The organism is Streptomyces sp. NPDC014734 (genome assembly GCF_043083325.1).
Lineage (GTDB): Bacteria > Actinomycetota > Actinomycetes > Streptomycetales > Streptomycetaceae > Streptomyces.
The window spans coordinates 259,446-275,994 of sequence record NZ_JBIBYN010000009.1; the positions used below are offsets into that span (position 1 = coordinate 259,446).

The 16,549-nt window shown below is 72.1% G+C and carries 14 protein-coding genes; 5 read left to right on the forward strand and 9 right to left on the reverse strand.

The window, feature by feature from the left end:
* Positions 1-10: 10 nt before the first annotated feature.
* The 4 genes from ACF1CT_RS17455 to ACF1CT_RS17470 all read right to left on the reverse strand — a co-directional run bounded on the left by ACF1CT_RS17455 (position 11) and on the right by ACF1CT_RS17470 (position 5,123).
* Positions 11-1,048, reverse strand: coding sequence for a carbon-nitrogen hydrolase family protein (locus ACF1CT_RS17455; RefSeq protein ID WP_391784712.1), 1,038 nt, complete (start codon positions 1,046-1,048; stop codon positions 11-13).
* A 175-nt stretch (positions 1,049-1,223) separates the two neighbouring features.
* Positions 1,224-2,522 (reverse strand): MFS transporter, encoded by a 1,299-nt coding sequence (locus ACF1CT_RS17460; protein WP_391784713.1) that lies wholly within the window; start codon positions 2,520-2,522, stop codon positions 1,224-1,226.
* A gap of 1 nt (position 2,523) precedes the next feature.
* The gene (locus ACF1CT_RS17465; protein WP_391784714.1) at positions 2,524-3,330 is read right to left on the reverse strand and encodes a GntR family transcriptional regulator; all 807 of its coding nucleotides are present in this window, start codon (positions 3,328-3,330) and stop codon (positions 2,524-2,526) included.
* A 332-nt stretch (positions 3,331-3,662) separates the two neighbouring features.
* Complete coding sequence (locus ACF1CT_RS17470) at positions 3,663-5,123, reverse strand: ricin-type beta-trefoil lectin domain protein (protein ID WP_391784715.1); 1,461 nt, start codon at positions 5,121-5,123, stop codon at positions 3,663-3,665.
* Positions 5,124-5,400: 277 nt separating this feature from the next.
* Between ACF1CT_RS17470 and ACF1CT_RS17475 the strand changes: the two genes are divergently transcribed.
* On the forward strand, positions 5,401-6,015 hold the full coding sequence (locus ACF1CT_RS17475) for a fasciclin domain-containing protein (RefSeq protein WP_391784716.1): 615 nt from the start codon (positions 5,401-5,403) through the stop codon (positions 6,013-6,015).
* 69 nt (positions 6,016-6,084) lie between these two features.
* On the opposite strand, the gene ACF1CT_RS17480 is transcribed toward ACF1CT_RS17475, so the two are convergent.
* The 4 genes from ACF1CT_RS17480 to ACF1CT_RS17495 form a co-directional block, all read right to left on the reverse strand.
* Positions 6,085-6,564, reverse strand: a complete 480-nt coding sequence (locus tag ACF1CT_RS17480; RefSeq protein ID WP_391784717.1) for an NUDIX domain-containing protein — start codon at positions 6,562-6,564, stop codon at positions 6,085-6,087.
* 40 nt (positions 6,565-6,604) lie between these two features.
* Positions 6,605-8,206: an apolipoprotein N-acyltransferase gene (gene lnt, locus ACF1CT_RS17485; protein ID WP_391784718.1), complete on the reverse strand. Its 1,602-nt coding sequence runs from the start codon at positions 8,204-8,206 to the stop codon at positions 6,605-6,607.
* A 140-nt stretch (positions 8,207-8,346) separates the two neighbouring features.
* Positions 8,347-8,910 carry a hypothetical protein gene (locus ACF1CT_RS17490; protein WP_391784719.1) on the reverse strand — a complete coding sequence of 188 codons (564 nt, stop codon included), beginning with the start codon at positions 8,908-8,910 and terminating at the stop codon, positions 8,347-8,349.
* A 60-nt stretch (positions 8,911-8,970) separates the two neighbouring features.
* The gene (locus tag ACF1CT_RS17495) at positions 8,971-9,756 is read right to left on the reverse strand and encodes a glutamate racemase (RefSeq protein WP_391784720.1); all 786 of its coding nucleotides are present in this window, start codon (positions 9,754-9,756) and stop codon (positions 8,971-8,973) included.
* Positions 9,757-9,814: 58 nt separating this feature from the next.
* On the opposite strand from ACF1CT_RS17495, the gene ACF1CT_RS17500 reads away from it, so the two are divergent.
* The gene (locus tag ACF1CT_RS17500; protein ID WP_391784721.1) at positions 9,815-10,987 is read left to right on the forward strand and encodes a glycosyltransferase; all 1,173 of its coding nucleotides are present in this window, start codon (positions 9,815-9,817) and stop codon (positions 10,985-10,987) included.
* Positions 10,988-11,038: 51 nt separating this feature from the next.
* Here the strand turns inward: ACF1CT_RS17500 and ACF1CT_RS17505 are convergent, their stop codons facing one another.
* Positions 11,039-12,364: a TerD family protein gene (locus tag ACF1CT_RS17505; RefSeq protein ID WP_391784722.1), complete on the reverse strand. Its 1,326-nt coding sequence runs from the start codon at positions 12,362-12,364 to the stop codon at positions 11,039-11,041.
* 249 nt (positions 12,365-12,613) lie between these two features.
* On the opposite strand from ACF1CT_RS17505, the gene ACF1CT_RS17510 reads away from it, so the two are divergent.
* The 3 genes from ACF1CT_RS17510 (at position 12,614) to ACF1CT_RS17520 (ending at position 16,534) form a co-directional block, all read left to right on the forward strand.
* Positions 12,614-13,087 carry a DUF6643 family protein gene (locus ACF1CT_RS17510; protein ID WP_391784723.1) on the forward strand — a complete coding sequence of 158 codons (474 nt, stop codon included), beginning with the start codon at positions 12,614-12,616 and terminating at the stop codon, positions 13,085-13,087.
* Positions 13,088-13,275: 188 nt separating this feature from the next.
* Entirely contained in the window at positions 13,276-13,935 is a 660-nt protein-coding gene (locus tag ACF1CT_RS17515) for a hypothetical protein (protein WP_391784724.1), read from the forward strand.
* A 154-nt stretch (positions 13,936-14,089) separates the two neighbouring features.
* Entirely contained in the window at positions 14,090-16,534 is a 2,445-nt protein-coding gene (locus ACF1CT_RS17520; RefSeq protein WP_391784725.1) for a right-handed parallel beta-helix repeat-containing protein, read from the forward strand.
* The last annotated feature ends 15 nt before the right edge of the window (positions 16,535-16,549 follow it).

Sequence of the window (16,549 nt, forward strand, 5' to 3'; positions counted from 1 at the left end):
TGCTCCGCGTTCAGTCGGTTCCGCTCACGGGCGGGTCGATGTCGTGGTCCGGGACGGCGGGCCACGCCCGGTGGCCCTCGTCGTGCCAGAGCGGGCGGCGGTCGACGCGCAGGCCGAGGATCTCCGGTCGTGCGTAGTGGCCGCGGGAGTCGACCCAGACCTTGACGGCGTCGAGATCGGCGAGGTCGACGCGGGCGGTGACGAGCCTCTCCTCCGGGCCGGTGTGCGGTCCGGCCAGATACTGGTTGAAGGGGTGGATCACGGCCGACCAGCCACCGCCTTCGGCGATGTGCTTCTGGGGACCGATGGCCGACTCCATCCAGCGCAGGCACGTCGCGTCCACCGGATTGCCCGCGGCGACGACGAAGGTCTGCGCGGTGAGTGCGTGGGTCTTCATCATGGCGTCGATCTGGATGTCGGCGACGGCCTCGAAACCGGCCATGGTGGACAGTCCGGGCCAGGCCGCCGCATGGATCTCCTGGCCCTGGGCGATCAGGGCCTGCCGGGCCAGGTTCATGGTGTGCTCCCAGCAGGCGAGGCCGCCGATCCGGCCCAGCGCGCTGTCGAAAACGCTGAGCGTCGAGCCGCCGCCCTGGGCCCACACGATCCGCTCGGCGTAGGTGGGCTGGAGCTTGCGGTGCACCCCGAGCAGGCTGCCGTCGGGGTCGATGAAGACCTGGCTGTTGAAACAGGTGCGGGTCCCCGGGAGCCGTTCGCTGACCCCGAGGACCGTACCGACTCCGGCACGGCGGCACGCGGACCGGACCCGGGCGACCTCCGGTCCCGCCACCTCGACGGAGGCGCCGGCGTAGGCGGCGTTGGCGCCCTGCTGGTCCAACGGGGCGTACGCCTCGATCCAGTACGGGTAGCCCGGTACGAAGGTCTCGGGGAACACCAGGAGGTCGATGCCCTCCCGGCCTGCCTGTTCGACGAAACCGACGACCTTGTCGACGGTCGCCCCGGTGTCCATGAACACCGGGGCGGCGTGCACGGCGGCGACGGTCCGCTGTGTGGAGGCGGTCCGTGGCGCGGACGGGGAAGGTGGCATCAGGCCCTCCTTGATGACGTGACGGTGCGCCGAGGGGGATCGGCGACGGATGAGCGACCGCTGCGTGGTCCTGACGCAGATGGTCCCGCACGCTCACGGTCGCATGCCCGCCCACCGGCGGATCGGACGCGTCGTACCCCGTACCCGCGCCCCGGCTCGCCGCGGACGACGGGCGTCAGACCGGGCCCGCCTCGCCCGTCGGCACTTCCGGGGACCTCGGTGTGCGCGTCGGGGTGCGTTCCGGGGGCAATGCGCGCATGGTTCGAAGGGGCGAGAAGAAGTTGGGCAGGAAGCTCAGTGTCATACCGATCGCGCCGGCCCACAGCGTGGCCGCCGTCCCGAACACGGAGCCCGAGACCCCGCCCAGCAGCCCGCCGAGGGGGATTCCGCCCCAGGACACGAATCGGGTGGTCGCGCTCATCCGGCCCAGCAGCCGATCCGGTGTGAGGGCCTGTTGAAGACTCGCCTGGGTCACGACACGGACGACCCCGCCCAGTGAGAGTGCCGCGAGTCCGGCCGCGGCCACGTACACGCCCCACCCCGGTCGCGCCATCGGCATCAGAACGGTCGCCGGACAGGTGACCAGTGTCGCGAGCCAGATGGCGGGCCCCTGCCCGATCCGCTTCGAGACCGCGGTCGCCGACAGCGCGCCCAGCAGCGCGCCGCACCCCATCCCCGACAGGATGAGGCCGATCCCGAGGGACAGGATGCCCAGTTCCCGTTCCAGGAAGACCAGCAACACGGCCTGATACATGGCCAGGAAGAGATTGAACAGCGCGTCGCCCATCATGATCGCGCGCAGTACGGGGTGCTGGAGAACGAACCTCAGCCCCTCCTTGATCTCCCGCCCCAGCCGCCGGTGCTCGTTCGGCCCGGGCTTCGGTTCGCGTGTGCGCATGGTGGCCGCGAGCAGCCCCGACACGGCCATCCCGGCCGAACCCACCCACAGTGTCACCGGGGCTCCGGCCAGACCGATCAAGGGCCCCGCCAGCGCCGGGCCACTGATACTGGTCACCGAACGCACCGCCGAGAGTCTCGCGTTGCCCTCGACCAGTCGGCCGCGTCCCACGACGTGCGGCAGGCAGCTGACGTGGGCGACGTCGAAGAAGACGGTCAGCACTCCATGGACGAGCGCGACCGCGTAGAGCCAGCGGATGGTGAGCAGGTCCGCCCACCACGCCATGGGTATCGTCGCCAGCATCAGGGCACGAGCGAGATCGGTGCCGATCATCATCGTTCGTTTCCGCGCGCGATCCACCCACGCGCCCGCCGGCAGCCCGACCAGGAGTGAACCCGCCGTCGTCGCCGCGGCCAGGAGTCCGACCTGCAACTCGTCGGCGTTCAGGGCCACGATGGCGACCAGGGGCAACGCCAGGAAGGTGATGCGGTCGCCCAGCTGGCCGAAGGCGGTGGCGGCGAACAGCCGCCCGAAGTCCCGGTCACGCAGAAGTCCGGTGCGGGAGACCTTTGACACGTCAGTCCTCTGTGGTCGGTGCGGAAACATCGCTCTCATGTCCCGACGGCCGCGGCCGGTCGGCTCCGAACTCGTAGACCACTTCGCGACAGGCGTCCGGAATGACCATGTCGGCCGTTTCCACCGGACGTCCGTCGGTGTCGAGGATGGTCCGCTCGATCCGCAGCACGAGATCCCCCACCCCGATGCCCAGCAGGTTCGCCTGGGCCGGGGTCGCACGGGCCGGACGCGGCACCTCGACCACGGTCTCGACGACCACACCGATGGAGCGCATGCGCTCGACCACCCCCTTTCCCGCCAGGGGGCCCCTCTCGGGCAGCACGACCGGTGTTCCGTCCGTGACGGCCATCGGCTCCCAGGACTCGGAGAGTTGGACGGGCCGCCCCTCGGCCAGGAACTCGTAGTGCGTGTAGACGCAGAGGTCCCCGGGGCCGATGGCCAGCCGCTCGGCGATCGCCTCGGGCGCGGGGACGCGGACCCGGCTGTGCGCGTCCCAGGCGTCGGCTCTTCCCCGCTCCCCCGTACCGGACAACGGGGAGGTGCCGCCCGGGCGTTCGCGGTGGCGCGAGCGGACCAGCCGCAGGCGCTCGCGCGGTGTGCGGACGTAGGTGCCCGAACCCACGCGTCCTTCGAGGAGACCGTCGACGATCAGACGGTCCACGGCCCTCCGCACGACGTTGCGTCCGACCGCGTACTCCTCGGCGAGGCGTGCCCGAGCGGGCAGACGTTCCCCGATCTCCCACTCCCCCGCGAGAATGCGTGTACGCAGCACGTCGGCCACTGCGAGGTACGGCGCCTCTCGGGGCATGGGAGTTCCTCCGGTCGTTCCGCTGCGCGACAGTTCGTGTTCCAGGGGGCCTTGGCAAGCTACTGCACCGGGGGAAAGCTGCTGGAGCAGAAATACGCTGGGCACCCGCCCGCCGACGTCCGACGTCCGGGCCATGCCCTCGAACGCGCCCGTTCCGCCCACGCGGGGCGGGGGCCGGATCCCGTGGAGTGTGCGGTTCATCTGCCCGGGCGGACTCGCCGGGGGCTCCGGGGCGCTCCGGCGTCGCGCGGGGCACATACACGCCGGCGGCGTGGCGGCCACCCCTTCCCGGGGGAGGCGCCGCGCGCACGCCCCCGCTCACGCGTGGTTCGTCACTCGCCCCACTGCCAGTACTGTTCCGGCCTGGCCGGCCCGGAACAGTCGGCGAGCGTCAGCCGGGGGCTGGGGCGGTCCCGGTCGTTCCAGTGGGCCGGGAGTTCACGGTCGTCCTGGTAGAGGCACCGGTTTCCGCTGCCCTCGATCCGCCATGCCGCCCGCTTCCAGGTGGGGCTCTGCCACGGCACCCGGGTCCATCGTTGGTCCGCGGCGCCGCCGCGGCAGGGTGTGAGCCCGACTCCGGTGCCGATGGCGGTGAGGCAGGAACGCTGTTCGTTCCGCGGCCCGATCGTGCCGTCACCGCCCGTCCGCCACCGCTGTGCGGCGGATCCGTCGCAGGGACGGATGCGGACCTTCCCGGTCCCCGACGAACCGCTCGCCGCGTCGAGGCAGCGGGCCGGGTCCGGTCCGGTGGCGTATGTGGTGCGGCCGATGTCCCCGAGCACCTCACCGGGTCGCGGCGCGCGGTGGACCTGCACGTACTGGCGATGGAGCCACAGCTTCCAGTCCTCCTGGAGCGGACCGGTGTAGGGCGGGACGTTGGCGCACCAGCCGGTGGCACGGCAGCGGCGTCTGGCGACGTACCAACGTGCCACCCGTTCCTTCTCGGCAGCCTCACCGGACGTGAGATTCGCCTTCATCGGCGACATCGTGTACGCGAGGTAGGCCGTCACGGGGATCCCGAGGGCGTAGCCCACCCTCCTGAAGTAGCGGGCCGTGATGCCGTGGTCGCTGTGGTCGACGCCGCCGCCGAGGCCGAACGCGAACGAGGCGTTGTCGTGGTCCATGGTCAGGATGCGTTCCGCGCGACCGCTGCGCACCAGGGCGGAGAGCGTGGCGAGCAGCCGTTCCTCGTCGTAGGTCACGCCCCCGAGGAACCCGTGGACGCTCCGTCTGCTTCCGTCGAAGAGCCTGAGCACGCTGTCGGCCTCCTGGCCGTGCGGAAGCCCGTCGTGCAGGTCGAGGAAGGTCAGCCGGACCTCGGCGCCCCGTGGCCGGCCGGCCAGCAGGAACGATCTGACCCGGATCCCGTCGGCCCGCACATCCGAGTGCTTCCAGTCGCCGTCGGCGGCACCCGCCATGAACGCGTAGGCCGACCGGACCCCGTACTCCCTGCGGTCCACGTACTCCAGGGCCTTCACCCGGTTCTGGATGGCGTCGTCCCCCGCGGTCAGGTAGACGGTGTGGAGCGGGCAGTTCCCCCGAATGGTCCGCATGATCTCCGGATTCAGGAAGAACAGGTCGTCGTCGGGGTGCGCGACACCCACCACGGTGCTACGGCAACGGGAGGGTTCCTTCCGCAACGTGCCCGCCGTGCCGGGGCCGGAAGGCGGATCGGGCTCGGAGGAACAGCCGGTGGTCGACAGCGCGCAGAGAATCATGGCCGCTGCCAGGACACGATACGCGCGGCCCGTGCGGCGGCGGATGCCGCCGTCCCGCGGCCTCGCCCCGTCCATGTCCGGCCCCTCTCCCGCGTCGTGTGCCCCGCAACGGATGATCACCGCGCGGACGCCCGGAACCAACCGACACGCCGCACCGCGCACCCGGTCGGACGACGGAGCCGTCCGTCACCGGATGCAGATCCCGCCCGCTGCTGCCAGGCTTGACCAGGTGGCCCGGACGAGCACGACCGAGCGGTGCGGACGTCCCGCCGGGTGGCCGGCCACCGTCCTCGGCCCGTGGGTTTCCGGTGGAAGCCACGCGGACCTCCATCCCGAGGGAAGAGGAACCGACATGCAGACACTCCGTGCACGCGCCGTCATCGCCTCCGTCGCCGCCGCGACGGTCCTTCCCCTGTCGTTGGGCGCTCTCGCCCCACAGGCACTCGCCGATGACACGACGCCCGTCTCCACGAACGCGTCGGGAACCCCGAGCCCGTTCGGGCCCGGCTGCTCCTCGCTCCCGAAGAACGGCAAGGGCAGCATCGACGCGATGTCCAAGGAGCGGGTGGCGAGGGCCGCAGCGACCAACCCGAAACTGACCAAGCTGGCGCTGGCGCTGAAGGACGCGGGCCTCACCACCAAGCTCGACGACGCGAAGCACATCACGGTGTTCGCACCGACCAACGAGGCCTTCGACAAGGTCCCCAAGGAGAAGCTCGCCACCCTGATGAAGGACAAGGCGCAGCTCAAGAAGGTCCTGACGTACCACGTCGTGGACAAGACCGTCACCTCCAGTGAGCTTCCGAACGGAAGCTTCAAGACGATGGAGGGGTCGACGCTCAAGACCTCCGGGTCGGGTACGTCGTTCAAGGTCAACGACAAGGCGAACATCGTCTGCGGAGACATCCGGACGGCGAACGCCACCGTGTACCTCGTCGACACCGTGCTGATGCCCCCGAGCAGCTGAGGTGCGTCCCGCGGGGCACGCCGAATCCGCGCGGTGCCCGTCGCCCGGTGCGGGCGACGGGCACCGCGGTCACGGGCGGGCGGTGGGTTCGAACCAGGTGGGCTCGTCGGTCAGGGCCTGCTTGATCCTGAAGACCGAGAACTCGTTGAGCGGCGGCAACGCGTCCACCGGGTACCAGCCCACCTCCAGTGACTCGTCGTCGTTGACGCACGCCTCACCGCCCGTCGCCCGGCAACGGAACGTGACGTCCAGGTACTGGCAGTGGTCACCGTTGGCGTACTGGACCGGTGCCAGGGCCTGGGTGAGCACCACGCGTTCGGCCACGCAGTGCACGCCGGTCTCCTCGTACACCTCTCGCTCCGCGGTGGTCGCCGGCTGCTCGCCCGGCTCGCAGATGCCACCGATGAGGGCCCACTTGCCGGTGTCGGAACGCCGGCCCAGAAGCACTCTTCCCCCGTCGTCGAAGACCACTGCGGTCACGCCCGGCAGCAGGAGCAGCTGGTTGCCCGCCGTGGCGCGGATCCGGCGGATGAATTCAGGAGTTGCCATGCGTCCGACCCTATGTGCTGTCCGGGCCGCGACACGACGGTCAACGGGCGCGCCGCAGCCGTACCGAACGGACGGTGACCCAGCCGAGCCCCGCCACGGCGATCAGCGCGAGCACGCCCTCGGGAAGCGTGCCCAGGCGGGTCGCGGGGGTCAGTGAGGACCGCAGCGGCACCTTGTCGACGAGCACGTCCGGGGTGAAGAGCTTCGTCTGCTGTACGACGGTCCCGTCGGGCCGGATGATCGCGCTGACCCCGCTGGTGACGGGGACGACGACGGACCGGCTGTGCTCGACGGCCCGCACCCGGGACATGGCGAGCTGCTGGTAGGTCATCTCGCTGCGCCCGAAGGTGGCGTTGTTGCTGGGTACGGCGATCAGTTGGGCGCCGTGCCCGACGGTGTCCCGCACCGCGTCGTCGAACGCCGCCTCGTAGCAGGTCACCAGACCGACGTAGGTGCCGGCCAGGTCGAAGACGCCGACCTTGTGCCCCGGTCCGAAGTCCTTCCGCACCCGGTCCACGTCCGAGCTGAAGAGCCGGGCGAAGGACCGCATCGGGATGTACTCGCCGAACGGCTGGATGTGACGCTTGTCGTAGGTTTCGACGGGGCCCTTCCCCGGCTCCCACCGGATGAGGGAGTTGCGGAGTTTGCCGGTGTCGGGTTCGAGCACCGACCCGACCACCGTGGGGACGCCGATCGCCTTCACCGCCTCGTCGATCACGATCCGGGCATCGGCGTTCCGGTAGGGGTCGAGATCGGAGGAGTTCTCCGGCCACAGCACGAAGTCGGGCCGGGGCTTCCTGCCCGCCTCCACGTCCCGGGCCAGTTCCTCGGTGCGGCGGGCGTGGTTGTCGAGGACGGCGCGGCGCTGGGCGTTGAAGTCGAGTCCGAGGCGCGGCACGTTGCCCTGGACGGCGGCGACGGTCGCGGTGCCGTCCTCGGCCGAATCGTCCACGAGCGGCAGCGCGGCGAACGCGCCCACGACGGGAACGAGGACGGTCGCCGCGGCGGCGGCCACGGCCGCCCGGGGCACTTCGCGGGTGGAGCGGCGGGCGCGGACCAGGCGCACCACCTCGTGGAGGCCGAAGCCGCACAGCACCACGGCGAAGGAGAGCAGCGGCGTACCTCCCACGGCCGCGAGCGGCAGGAACACGCTGTCCGCCTGGCCGAAGGCGATCTTTCCCCAGGGGAAGCCGCCGAACGGGATCCGGGCCCGGATTCCCTCGTCCAGGGCCCAGATCGCCGCGGCCCACACCGGCCCGAACGCGAGTCGCGACACGGCGGCGATCCCGAGGCAGCCGACCGCGATGAACAGCGCCTCGGCCGTGGCGAGTGCCAGCCACGGCACCGGGCCGACCTCCTCGCCCGTCCAGTGCAGCAGCGGCAGCATGAATCCCAGCCCGGCGAGCAGGCCGAGGCCGAATCCGGCACGCAGGCGGCGCTGGTGCAGCACCCAGCCGAGAAGCGCGAAACCGGGGAGAACCAGCCACCACAGGGGCCGTGGCGGAAAGCTCAGGTACAGCAGCACTCCCGAGACGACGGCGGCGGCGGGCCGCAGGAGTCGCGGGACGAGCCGTCTTCCCCTGGACAGGGGGGCGGGTGCGGGCTGCTGCGGTTCGTCGACCGGGGTGATGGTGGCGCTCACCCGGCGGAGTCTACGGTCATCGGCTGTGTACCGGGCGGCCCCCGTCCGGATGGCGAGGAATACGCGCCGGGCCGATCACCGCTTTTCCCCGCGGATCCGGACCTGTCGTGTCCCCGGCCCGCCGTCCGCCGTGCCCCGTGTCAGGCCCCGGCCGCCGCGCCGCTCCTCGACAGGTGCAGGCGCTCGCGGATGAACCGCACGCCGGTCTCGGCGTCGTCGACCGTGATGGTGAACGTCCGGCCGTCGCCGAGCCGGAGCACCAGGCCCTCGCCCCGGCGGACCACCACGGCGGTGCCCTGTTCCGGGCGCCAGCGGTAGCCCCAGCCGCCCCACTGGCGCGGGGTGACCCGCGGCGCGAACTCCGCGCCCACCACCTGGGTCAGCAGGATCCGGCGGCGGGGCAGGCCCATGTGGCCGCAGCGCACTTCGAGGGCGTCGCCGTCGACCCTGACGGCCACGTTCACGAAGGCGAGGGTGCCGAAGAGCATGAGCAGTCCGGCGGCCACGCAGCCGATCACGGACATCAGCAGCGGGACGGTCCCGGAGGTCCAGTTGGAGGTGACGGCAAGCTGGACGCCGAGCGCCAGGCAGGCGGCGCCCATGGCGGCGAGCACCCACTGGGCCCTGTTGGTGGCCCTGCCGATCCAGACGTCGGAGTGGAGATCGGCTCCGGGGTGCCTCGGTTTTCGGGGGTGGTCCCTCATGTCAAGCAGCGTACTCAGAAGACCGCACGCCGGGGACGCGTCGGACGGGTCGCGCCCGGGTCAGCGGGCGGGGGTGACGGCCGCCAGCAGGCGGCCCTCGGCGTAGCCCAGGGCGGCCCGCGGCAGGTCGGCGACGCGTCCGCCGAGGAGCACCGTGAGACTTCCGGCCGGTTGGGCCGACGGAGCGGGTGCCACCCCGATTCGGCGCAGTGCCTGGGCGGCGACGGCTCCGGCGGATCCGTGCAGGGCGACGGGGGGCAGACCGTGCTGCCGCAGGGCGGCGCGGACGCGCTCGGCGACCAGTTCGTAGTGGGTGCAGCCCAGGACCACGGACCGTACGTCGCGCGGGGTGCGCGCGGCGGCGACGGCGACGGCCCGGTCGATGGCCGCCTCGTCCGCGTGTTCGATGGCGTCGGCGAGTCCCGGGCACGGGATCTCGGTGACGGGGACGGCGCCCGCGAATTCCCGGATGAGTCCGCGCTGGTAGGGGCTGCCGGTGGTGGCGGGCGTGGCCCAGATGGCGACCGGACCGCCACCCGCGGCGGACGGCTTGATGGCGGGAACGGTGCCGACGACCGGCAGCGCGGGTTCCAGCGCGGCGCGGAGCGTCGGCAGGGCGTGCACGGAGGCCGTGTTGCAGGCGACGATCAGCGCGTCGGGCTCCTGGGCGGCGGCCGCGCGGGCCACGTCCAGCGCGCGGCCGGTCACGTCCTCGGGGGTGCGTGGCCCCCAGGGCATGCTGCCGGGGTCGGAGGAGAGCACCAGATCGGCGTCGGGCCTCAGCCGGCGTACCGCGGCGGCGGCCGCGAGCAGGCCGATTCCGGAGTCCATGAGCGCGATCTTCACCCGGTCACCATAGTCGACCGCCCTTGCGATTCCTCCGCAGTGGTGCAGACTGCGGCGAATGAGTGCCGTTGCCTGGATCGCCGTGGCTTCGCTGGCCGCGTGGGTGTGGTTGCTGCTGGGACAGGGGTTCTTCTGGCGGACCGACCAGAGACTGCCGCGCCGCGGGGCGCCGGAGCGCTGGCCGTCGGTCGCGATCGTCGTGCCCGCGCGTGACGAAGCAGACATGCTGCCGGTGAGTCTGCCGTCGCTGCTGGCGCAGGACTATCCGGGAACCGCGGAGATATTCCTCGTCGACGACTGCAGCAAGGACGGGACGGGGGACGTCGCCCGCGCGCTGTCCGTACGGTACGGCGGTCTGCCGGTGACGGTGGTGTCGCCGGGCGAGCCGGAACCGGGCTGGACCGGCAAGCTCTGGGCCGTGCGGCACGGGATGGCGCTCGCCCGGGCCCGGTCCCCGGAGTACCTGCTGCTGACGGACGCCGACATCGCCCACGAGCCGGACAGCCTGCGGGAGCTGGTCGCCGCCGCCGTGTCGGGCGGGTTCGACCTGGTGTCGCAGATGGCCCGGCTGCGGGTGTCGAGCGGGTGGGAGCGGCTGGTGGTCCCCGCCTTCGTGTACTTCTTCTCGCAGCTCTATCCGTTCCGGTGGGTGAACCGGAAGGGGGCGCGCACGGCAGCGGCGGCCGGTGGCTGCGTACTGCTGCGGACCGGGGCCGCGGTCCGGGCGCGGGTGCCCGAGTCGATCCGGCACGCGGTGATCGACGACGTGTCGCTGGCACGGGTGGTCCGGCGCGGCGGCGGACGGATCTGGCTGGGGCTCGCGGAACGGGTGGACAGTGTGCGGCCGTACCCGTGCCTGGCGGACCTGTGGCGGATGGTGTCACGGAGCGCGTACGCCCAGCTTCGGCACAGCCCGCCGCTGCTCCTGGGGACGGTGCTGGGGCTCGCCCTGGTGTACCTGGCGCCGCCGGTCGCGCTCGTCGCCGGGCTGCTGGGCGGTGATCCGGTGGCCGCGTGGGCGGGCGGGGCGGCGTGGGCGGTGATGGCCGGGACGTACATGCCGATGCTGAGCCACTACCGGCAGTCGCTGTGGTGGGCGCCGCTGCTGCCGTTCACCGCCGCGCTGTACCTGCTGATGACGGTCGACTCGGCGGTGCGGCACCACCGGGGCCGGGGAGCGGCCTGGAAGGGGCGGACGTACGCCCGTCCCGAGGCCGCGCCGGACCGGTGAGCGGACCGGCCGTGGGCCGGGACCGGTGGCACCGGCCGGACGTCCGGGGGGTCATTTGCGGCCGGGAGTCCAGTTCATCCCCCACCCGTATGCGTAGTCGACGGTGCGCTGCGGGCTGACCCCGCGCTCCGGCACCAGGTAGCGGGCCTCGCGCTGCACGGTCAGGTCCCCGCCGTTGTTGGTGAGGAGCGCGAGGGCGCAGACGGTGGACGGGACGGTGCATTCGTCGAGCGAGAAGTCGATCGGGGCGCCGTGCTGGGGCTGGAGGGTGACGGTCGCGTGGAGGTCGGCGAAGCTCCGGGCGCCCTCGTAGATGGTGACGAAGATCAGGATGCGACGGAACCTGTCCCTCTGGTCGAGGTTGACCGTGAGGTTCTCGCCCGTGGCGACGGCTCCGGTCCGGTCGTCGCCGTCGAGGTGGATGTACGGGGGCTGCCCGAGCGCGCCGAACGCGTTCCCGAGCGCCTGCACGACCCCCTTGCGGCCGTCGGCGAGTTCGTAGAGTGCGCAGAGATCGAGGTCGAGATCGGCGTGATTGGCGACCGCCCTGCCGAGTTTGCGGCCCCAGCCCGTGAACTGTTTGCGGACTTGCCAGTTGAGATTCACCCGGAGGTCTCCGGAAGTGCCTCCCTGTTTGGCGAGCGAGACCGACGGAGCCTGCTTGGTCAGGGTCACCTTGGTCAGACGCACGGGAGCGGCGGCGGGCGGCGCGGAAGGTGTCGGAGGTGTCACCGGGAGTGCGGGCGGAAGTACCGGCGGAGGCGGGGGAAGCTGGTCAAAGCGCGTTGTCCGCCGGGCCTGTCGAGGTGATTGGGGTTGTTGATTCGGCTGGGGCCGCTGCGGTTCATCGACGGAAATACCGAAGTCCGTCGCGAGACCTTCGAGACCGGTGCCGTATCCCTGACCGACCGCACGGAATTTCCAGGCTCCTTGGCGACGGTAGAGCTCCCCGAGGATGAACGCGGTCTCGACGGTCGCGTCGGTGCTGTCGAAGCGGGCGATCTCCGAGCCGTCCGCCGCATCGGTGATCCGCACGTACAACCCTGTGACCTGCCCGAAGGTACCGCCGTCCGCGGAGGCCGCGAGGACCACGCGGTCGATGTCCGGCTCGACGCCTGCCAGGTCGACCGCGAGCCGGTCCGTCGCCCTGTCGCCGACGGCCCGCTTGCCCTCGTGGCGCACCGCGCCGGAGGCGTGGACGGGCTGGTTGTAAAAGACGAAGTCGGCGTCGCCGCGCACCTTTCCCGATACGAGCAGCAGCGCCGAGCCGTCCACATCCGGGGCCGCCGGAGAGGTGCGCCACCCCAATTCGACCCCCACCGCCCGGGCCGTCACCGGAACATTGGCGCCTTTTAGCATGGTCATGCTCGTCCCCATCGCGAGTCCGGCTGCCCGAAGGCCTTTCTCCGCCAACCTAATGCCCCGGCAGCCGTACAACGGAGTCGAGGGCATCCGGTGATCTTCCGGTAACCCCCGGAACACGTTCCTTTACATGATCCCAACACTCCTCGATGCCCCTTTTTGCCAAGTTCGCTCGCATTGGGGAACGAGGTTCACCCAGAACACGCAAAACAACCCTCATACCGGGCTCCCCAACCAGCGCGTCGTGGGCTTAACTTAGGTGGCATGACCTCCCCCCGCTCCACCTTCGGCAGCGGCTACTACGCCGCGTCGTCCTTCCCCGACACTCCGATCTACGACTCCCTGGTCGCGGAGCGGGGCACCCCTCAGATCGCTCCGATCCGAGTGCCTGCCGCCTACGACACGGGCCACAGTCATCTGCCGGCCCTCCCGGCGGCGCTGCCCGCTCTCCCGGCGGCCCCCTCCCAGCCCGGTCCGCCGTACGGCTACCAGCAGCCGGCCCCGCAGGGATACACGCCGATGCAGCCCACCCCGTTGCACAACGCCCCGGCTCCGTACATCCCGCAGCAGCCGGCCGCGCCCCGGGGCGGGTACCAGGCGCCCTACCCGCCGCAGCAGCAGCGGCCCGCGCCCGCCACCGGGTACGAGGCGATGCGCCCGGCGGCCCCGCGCCCCGCTCCGGCGCCCTCGCCCTACGAGGATCCGTACAACCGCCCGTACCAGGGCCGGGGGTACTGACCCGTCAGAAGTACCGAGCGGGAGTCGCACGGTAGTACCGAGGTCGTCGTCGAGCCATGGGGACTCGTCGGCGACTTCGGCGTTCCGGGTACCCGACGGGCCGTCAACCCCGTTCGTCGGCGGGAACCCGCACGGGTGCTCACGCCTCGTACCGGGCGGGGGTCGCGCCCTCTTCGCCGCTTCGGCGCATGAACCGTGCCGTACCGGGCCAGGACGGATACGGAAGGGGGTACGTGACGGTGCGAGCGGCTGCGGGAGTGTGGCGTTGGCGGCGCAACGCGCTGTGCCGCGCCACCGACCGGCGCGAGGCGTGGACGGCTCTCGTCGCGCTGCTCCTCATGCTGTCGGCGGCACCGGCCCTGGGCTGGCTGTGCGACTCGCTCACCGACGAGTCCCTGCAGCGGACGGTCCGGGCCGAGCGGGCGGAACGGCGTGCCACGACGGCGATCGTGCTGCGCGCCGCGCCGGCGGCGCCACGGCTCGCCACCGACCCCGAGGTGTCCTCGGAGCACACCTCGCGGACGTCGGTGACGGCCCGTTGGAAGGCCCCGGACGGGACGGAGCGCAGTTCCACGGTGACCACCCTGTCCCGGAGGACCGCCCCGGGTTCCGCGGTGGAGATCTGGACGGATCGTTCGGGCCGCCCCGTACCACGCCCCATGGACGCGCCGACGGCCCGCACGCACGCGGCGCTGGCCGGCGTCGGGGTGACGCTGCTCGCCGTCGGAGCGGTCGAGGGCTGCCGTCGCCTGATCGTCCGGCGCATGGTCCGCGGGCGGTACGAACGGATCGACCGGGACTGGGCCGCGGCCGGTCCGGACTGGGGCAGGACCGGGACCGGCGGCTGATCGACCGCCGATCGGGTCAACTCCCGGTCTCCGCGCGCGCTACGGTGGACCGGCCCGCTCGCTTCCCCGGGAGGGGCGGAACCGAGGTCCGTCGCTGCCCGCAGGCCGGTGGCGCGGGCATCACACACGCACGAGGTGGGGGCACAGCAGCGCCATGGCACAGGGCACGGTCCAGGTGACGCACACCGGCACATCGCGGTGGCGGCGCCGCACAGGCGAGTACGCCTCCCTCACCGCAGCTCTGGAGGCCGCGGCGGACGGCGACGTCCTCACCGTCGCGCCGGGCACCTACCGGGAGAATCTGGTCCTGCACCGCGCGGTGACGCTGCGCGGGCCCGAGGGCTCGGTCGGCTCGGTGCGGATCGCGCCGGCCGACGGCGTCCCGTTGACCGTCCGCGCCTCCGCCGTCGTGACCGACCTGCACGTGGAGGGCCAGGACTCGACAGCCCCGGCGCTGCTGGTCGAGGACGGGGCACCGGAGCTCGCGGACCTGCGGATCGTCACGCGTTCGGCCGCCGGGATCGAGGTGCGCGGCGCGGCGCGGCCGACGGTGCGCCGCTGCACGGTCGACAACCCGGCAGGGGCCGGGATCGCCGTGCTCGACGGCGCGGGCGGGGTGTTCGAGCAGTGCGAGGTCGTCTCGGCCGGGCAGTCCGGGATCTCGGTGCGCGACGGCGCCCATCCGCGGCTGGAGCGCTGCCGGGTCCACCACGCGTCGGGCGCGGGGCTGAGCGTCACCGGCGAGGGCAGCGGGCTGGAGGCCGTCGGCTGCGAGGTGTACGAGATCAAGGGCAGCGGGATACAGGTGTCCGCCCGCGCGGCGGCCCATCTCACCGACTGCACGGTGCACCGCACCTCGGCGGACGGGATCACGCTCGACACCGACGCCGTGCTGACCCTGGCCGACTGCGACATCCACGACATTCCCGAGAACGCGGTGGACCTGCGCTCGCGCTCGGTGCTCACCCTGACCCGCTCCGCGGTGCGCCGGTTCGGCCGCAACGGCCTCTCGGTCTGGGACCCGGGCACCCGCGTCGACGCCAACCAGTGCGAGATCCACGACAGTACGGGCGACTATCCGGCGGTCTGGGTGAGCGACGGGGCCACGGTGATACTGGACTCCTGCCGGGTCCACGACGTGCCCGACGCCATCTTCGTGCTCGACCGGGGTTCGCGCGCCGACGTGGTCGACAGCGATCTCTCGCAGATCCGCAACACCGCGGTGTCGGTGAGCGACGGGGCGACCGCCCAGCTCGACGACTGCCGGGTCCGCGAGGCGTCGACCGGCGCCTGGTTCCGCGACCACGGCAGCGGCGGCACGCTGAACAACTGCACCGTCGACACGGTGCAGACCGGGGTCATCGTCACCAAGGGGGCCGACCCGGTCATCGAACGCTGCACGGTCACCTCGCCCACCGAGGCAGGCTTCTACGTCTCCGCCGAGGGCCGCGGCACCTTCCGCGGCTGCCGGGTCACCGGCAGCGACGGCTACGGCTTCCACGTGATGGACGGGTGCCGTACGACGCTGTCCCGTTGCCGCACCGAGCGGTGCGCCCGCGGCGGCTACGAGTTCGCCGAGGGCGGCGCGCACGGCGACGGCCAGAACGCGGGGCCGGTCGTGGAGGACTGCACGAGCGACGAGAGCGCGCTGCACTCCCCCGCCCCGTCGTCGCCCGCCGTGCTCACCGCGACGCAGCCCGCCGCCCCCGGCCTGCTCGGGGCGGTTCCCGCACCACGCGCGGCGGACCAGGCGCCCGCCGGGGCCGGGGGGCCTGCCGCCGCCCCGGCCCGCGACTCGGACACCGTCCTCGGGGAGCTGGACGCCCTGGTGGGCCTGGACAGCGTCAAGCGGGAGGTACGTGCCCTCACCGACATGATCGAGGTCGGCCGCCGGCGCCGGGAGGCGGGACTCAAGGCGGCCTCGGTCCGGCGCCACCTCGTCTTCACCGGCTCCCCCGGCACCGGCAAGACCACCGTGGCCCGGCTGTACGGCGAGATCCTCGCCTCGCTCGGGGTACTGGAGCGGGGGCACCTGGTCGAGGTGTCCCGTGTCGATCTGGTCGGGGAGCACATCGGGTCGACCGCCATCCGGACCCAGGAGGCCTTCGACCGGGCGCGCGGCGGGGTGCTGTTCGTGGACGAGGCGTACGCCCTGTCCCCCGAGGACTCCGGCCGCGACTTCGGCCGGGAGGCGATCGACACGCTCGTGAAGCTGATGGAGGACCACCGGGACGCGGTGGTCGTCATCGTCGCCGGGTACACCCACGAGATGGAGCGGTTCCTCACCGTCAACCCGGGTGTGGCGTCCCGGTTCTCGCGGACCATCACCTTCGGCGACTACGAGCCCGCCGAACTGCTCCGGATCGTCGAGCAGCAGGCCGACGAACACGAGTACAGCCTGGCCCCCGGAACCGGTGAGGCCCTGCTGAAGTACTTCGCCGAACTTCCCAAGGGCCCGGCGTTCGGCAACGGCCGCACCGCGCGCCAGACCTTCGAGGCGATGGTGGAGCGGCACGCGGGCCGGGTCGCCCAGCTCTCCGAACCGAGCACGGACGACCTCAGCCTGCTCCACCCCGAGGATCTGCCGGAACTCCCCTGAGGGCCCGCCGGGGTG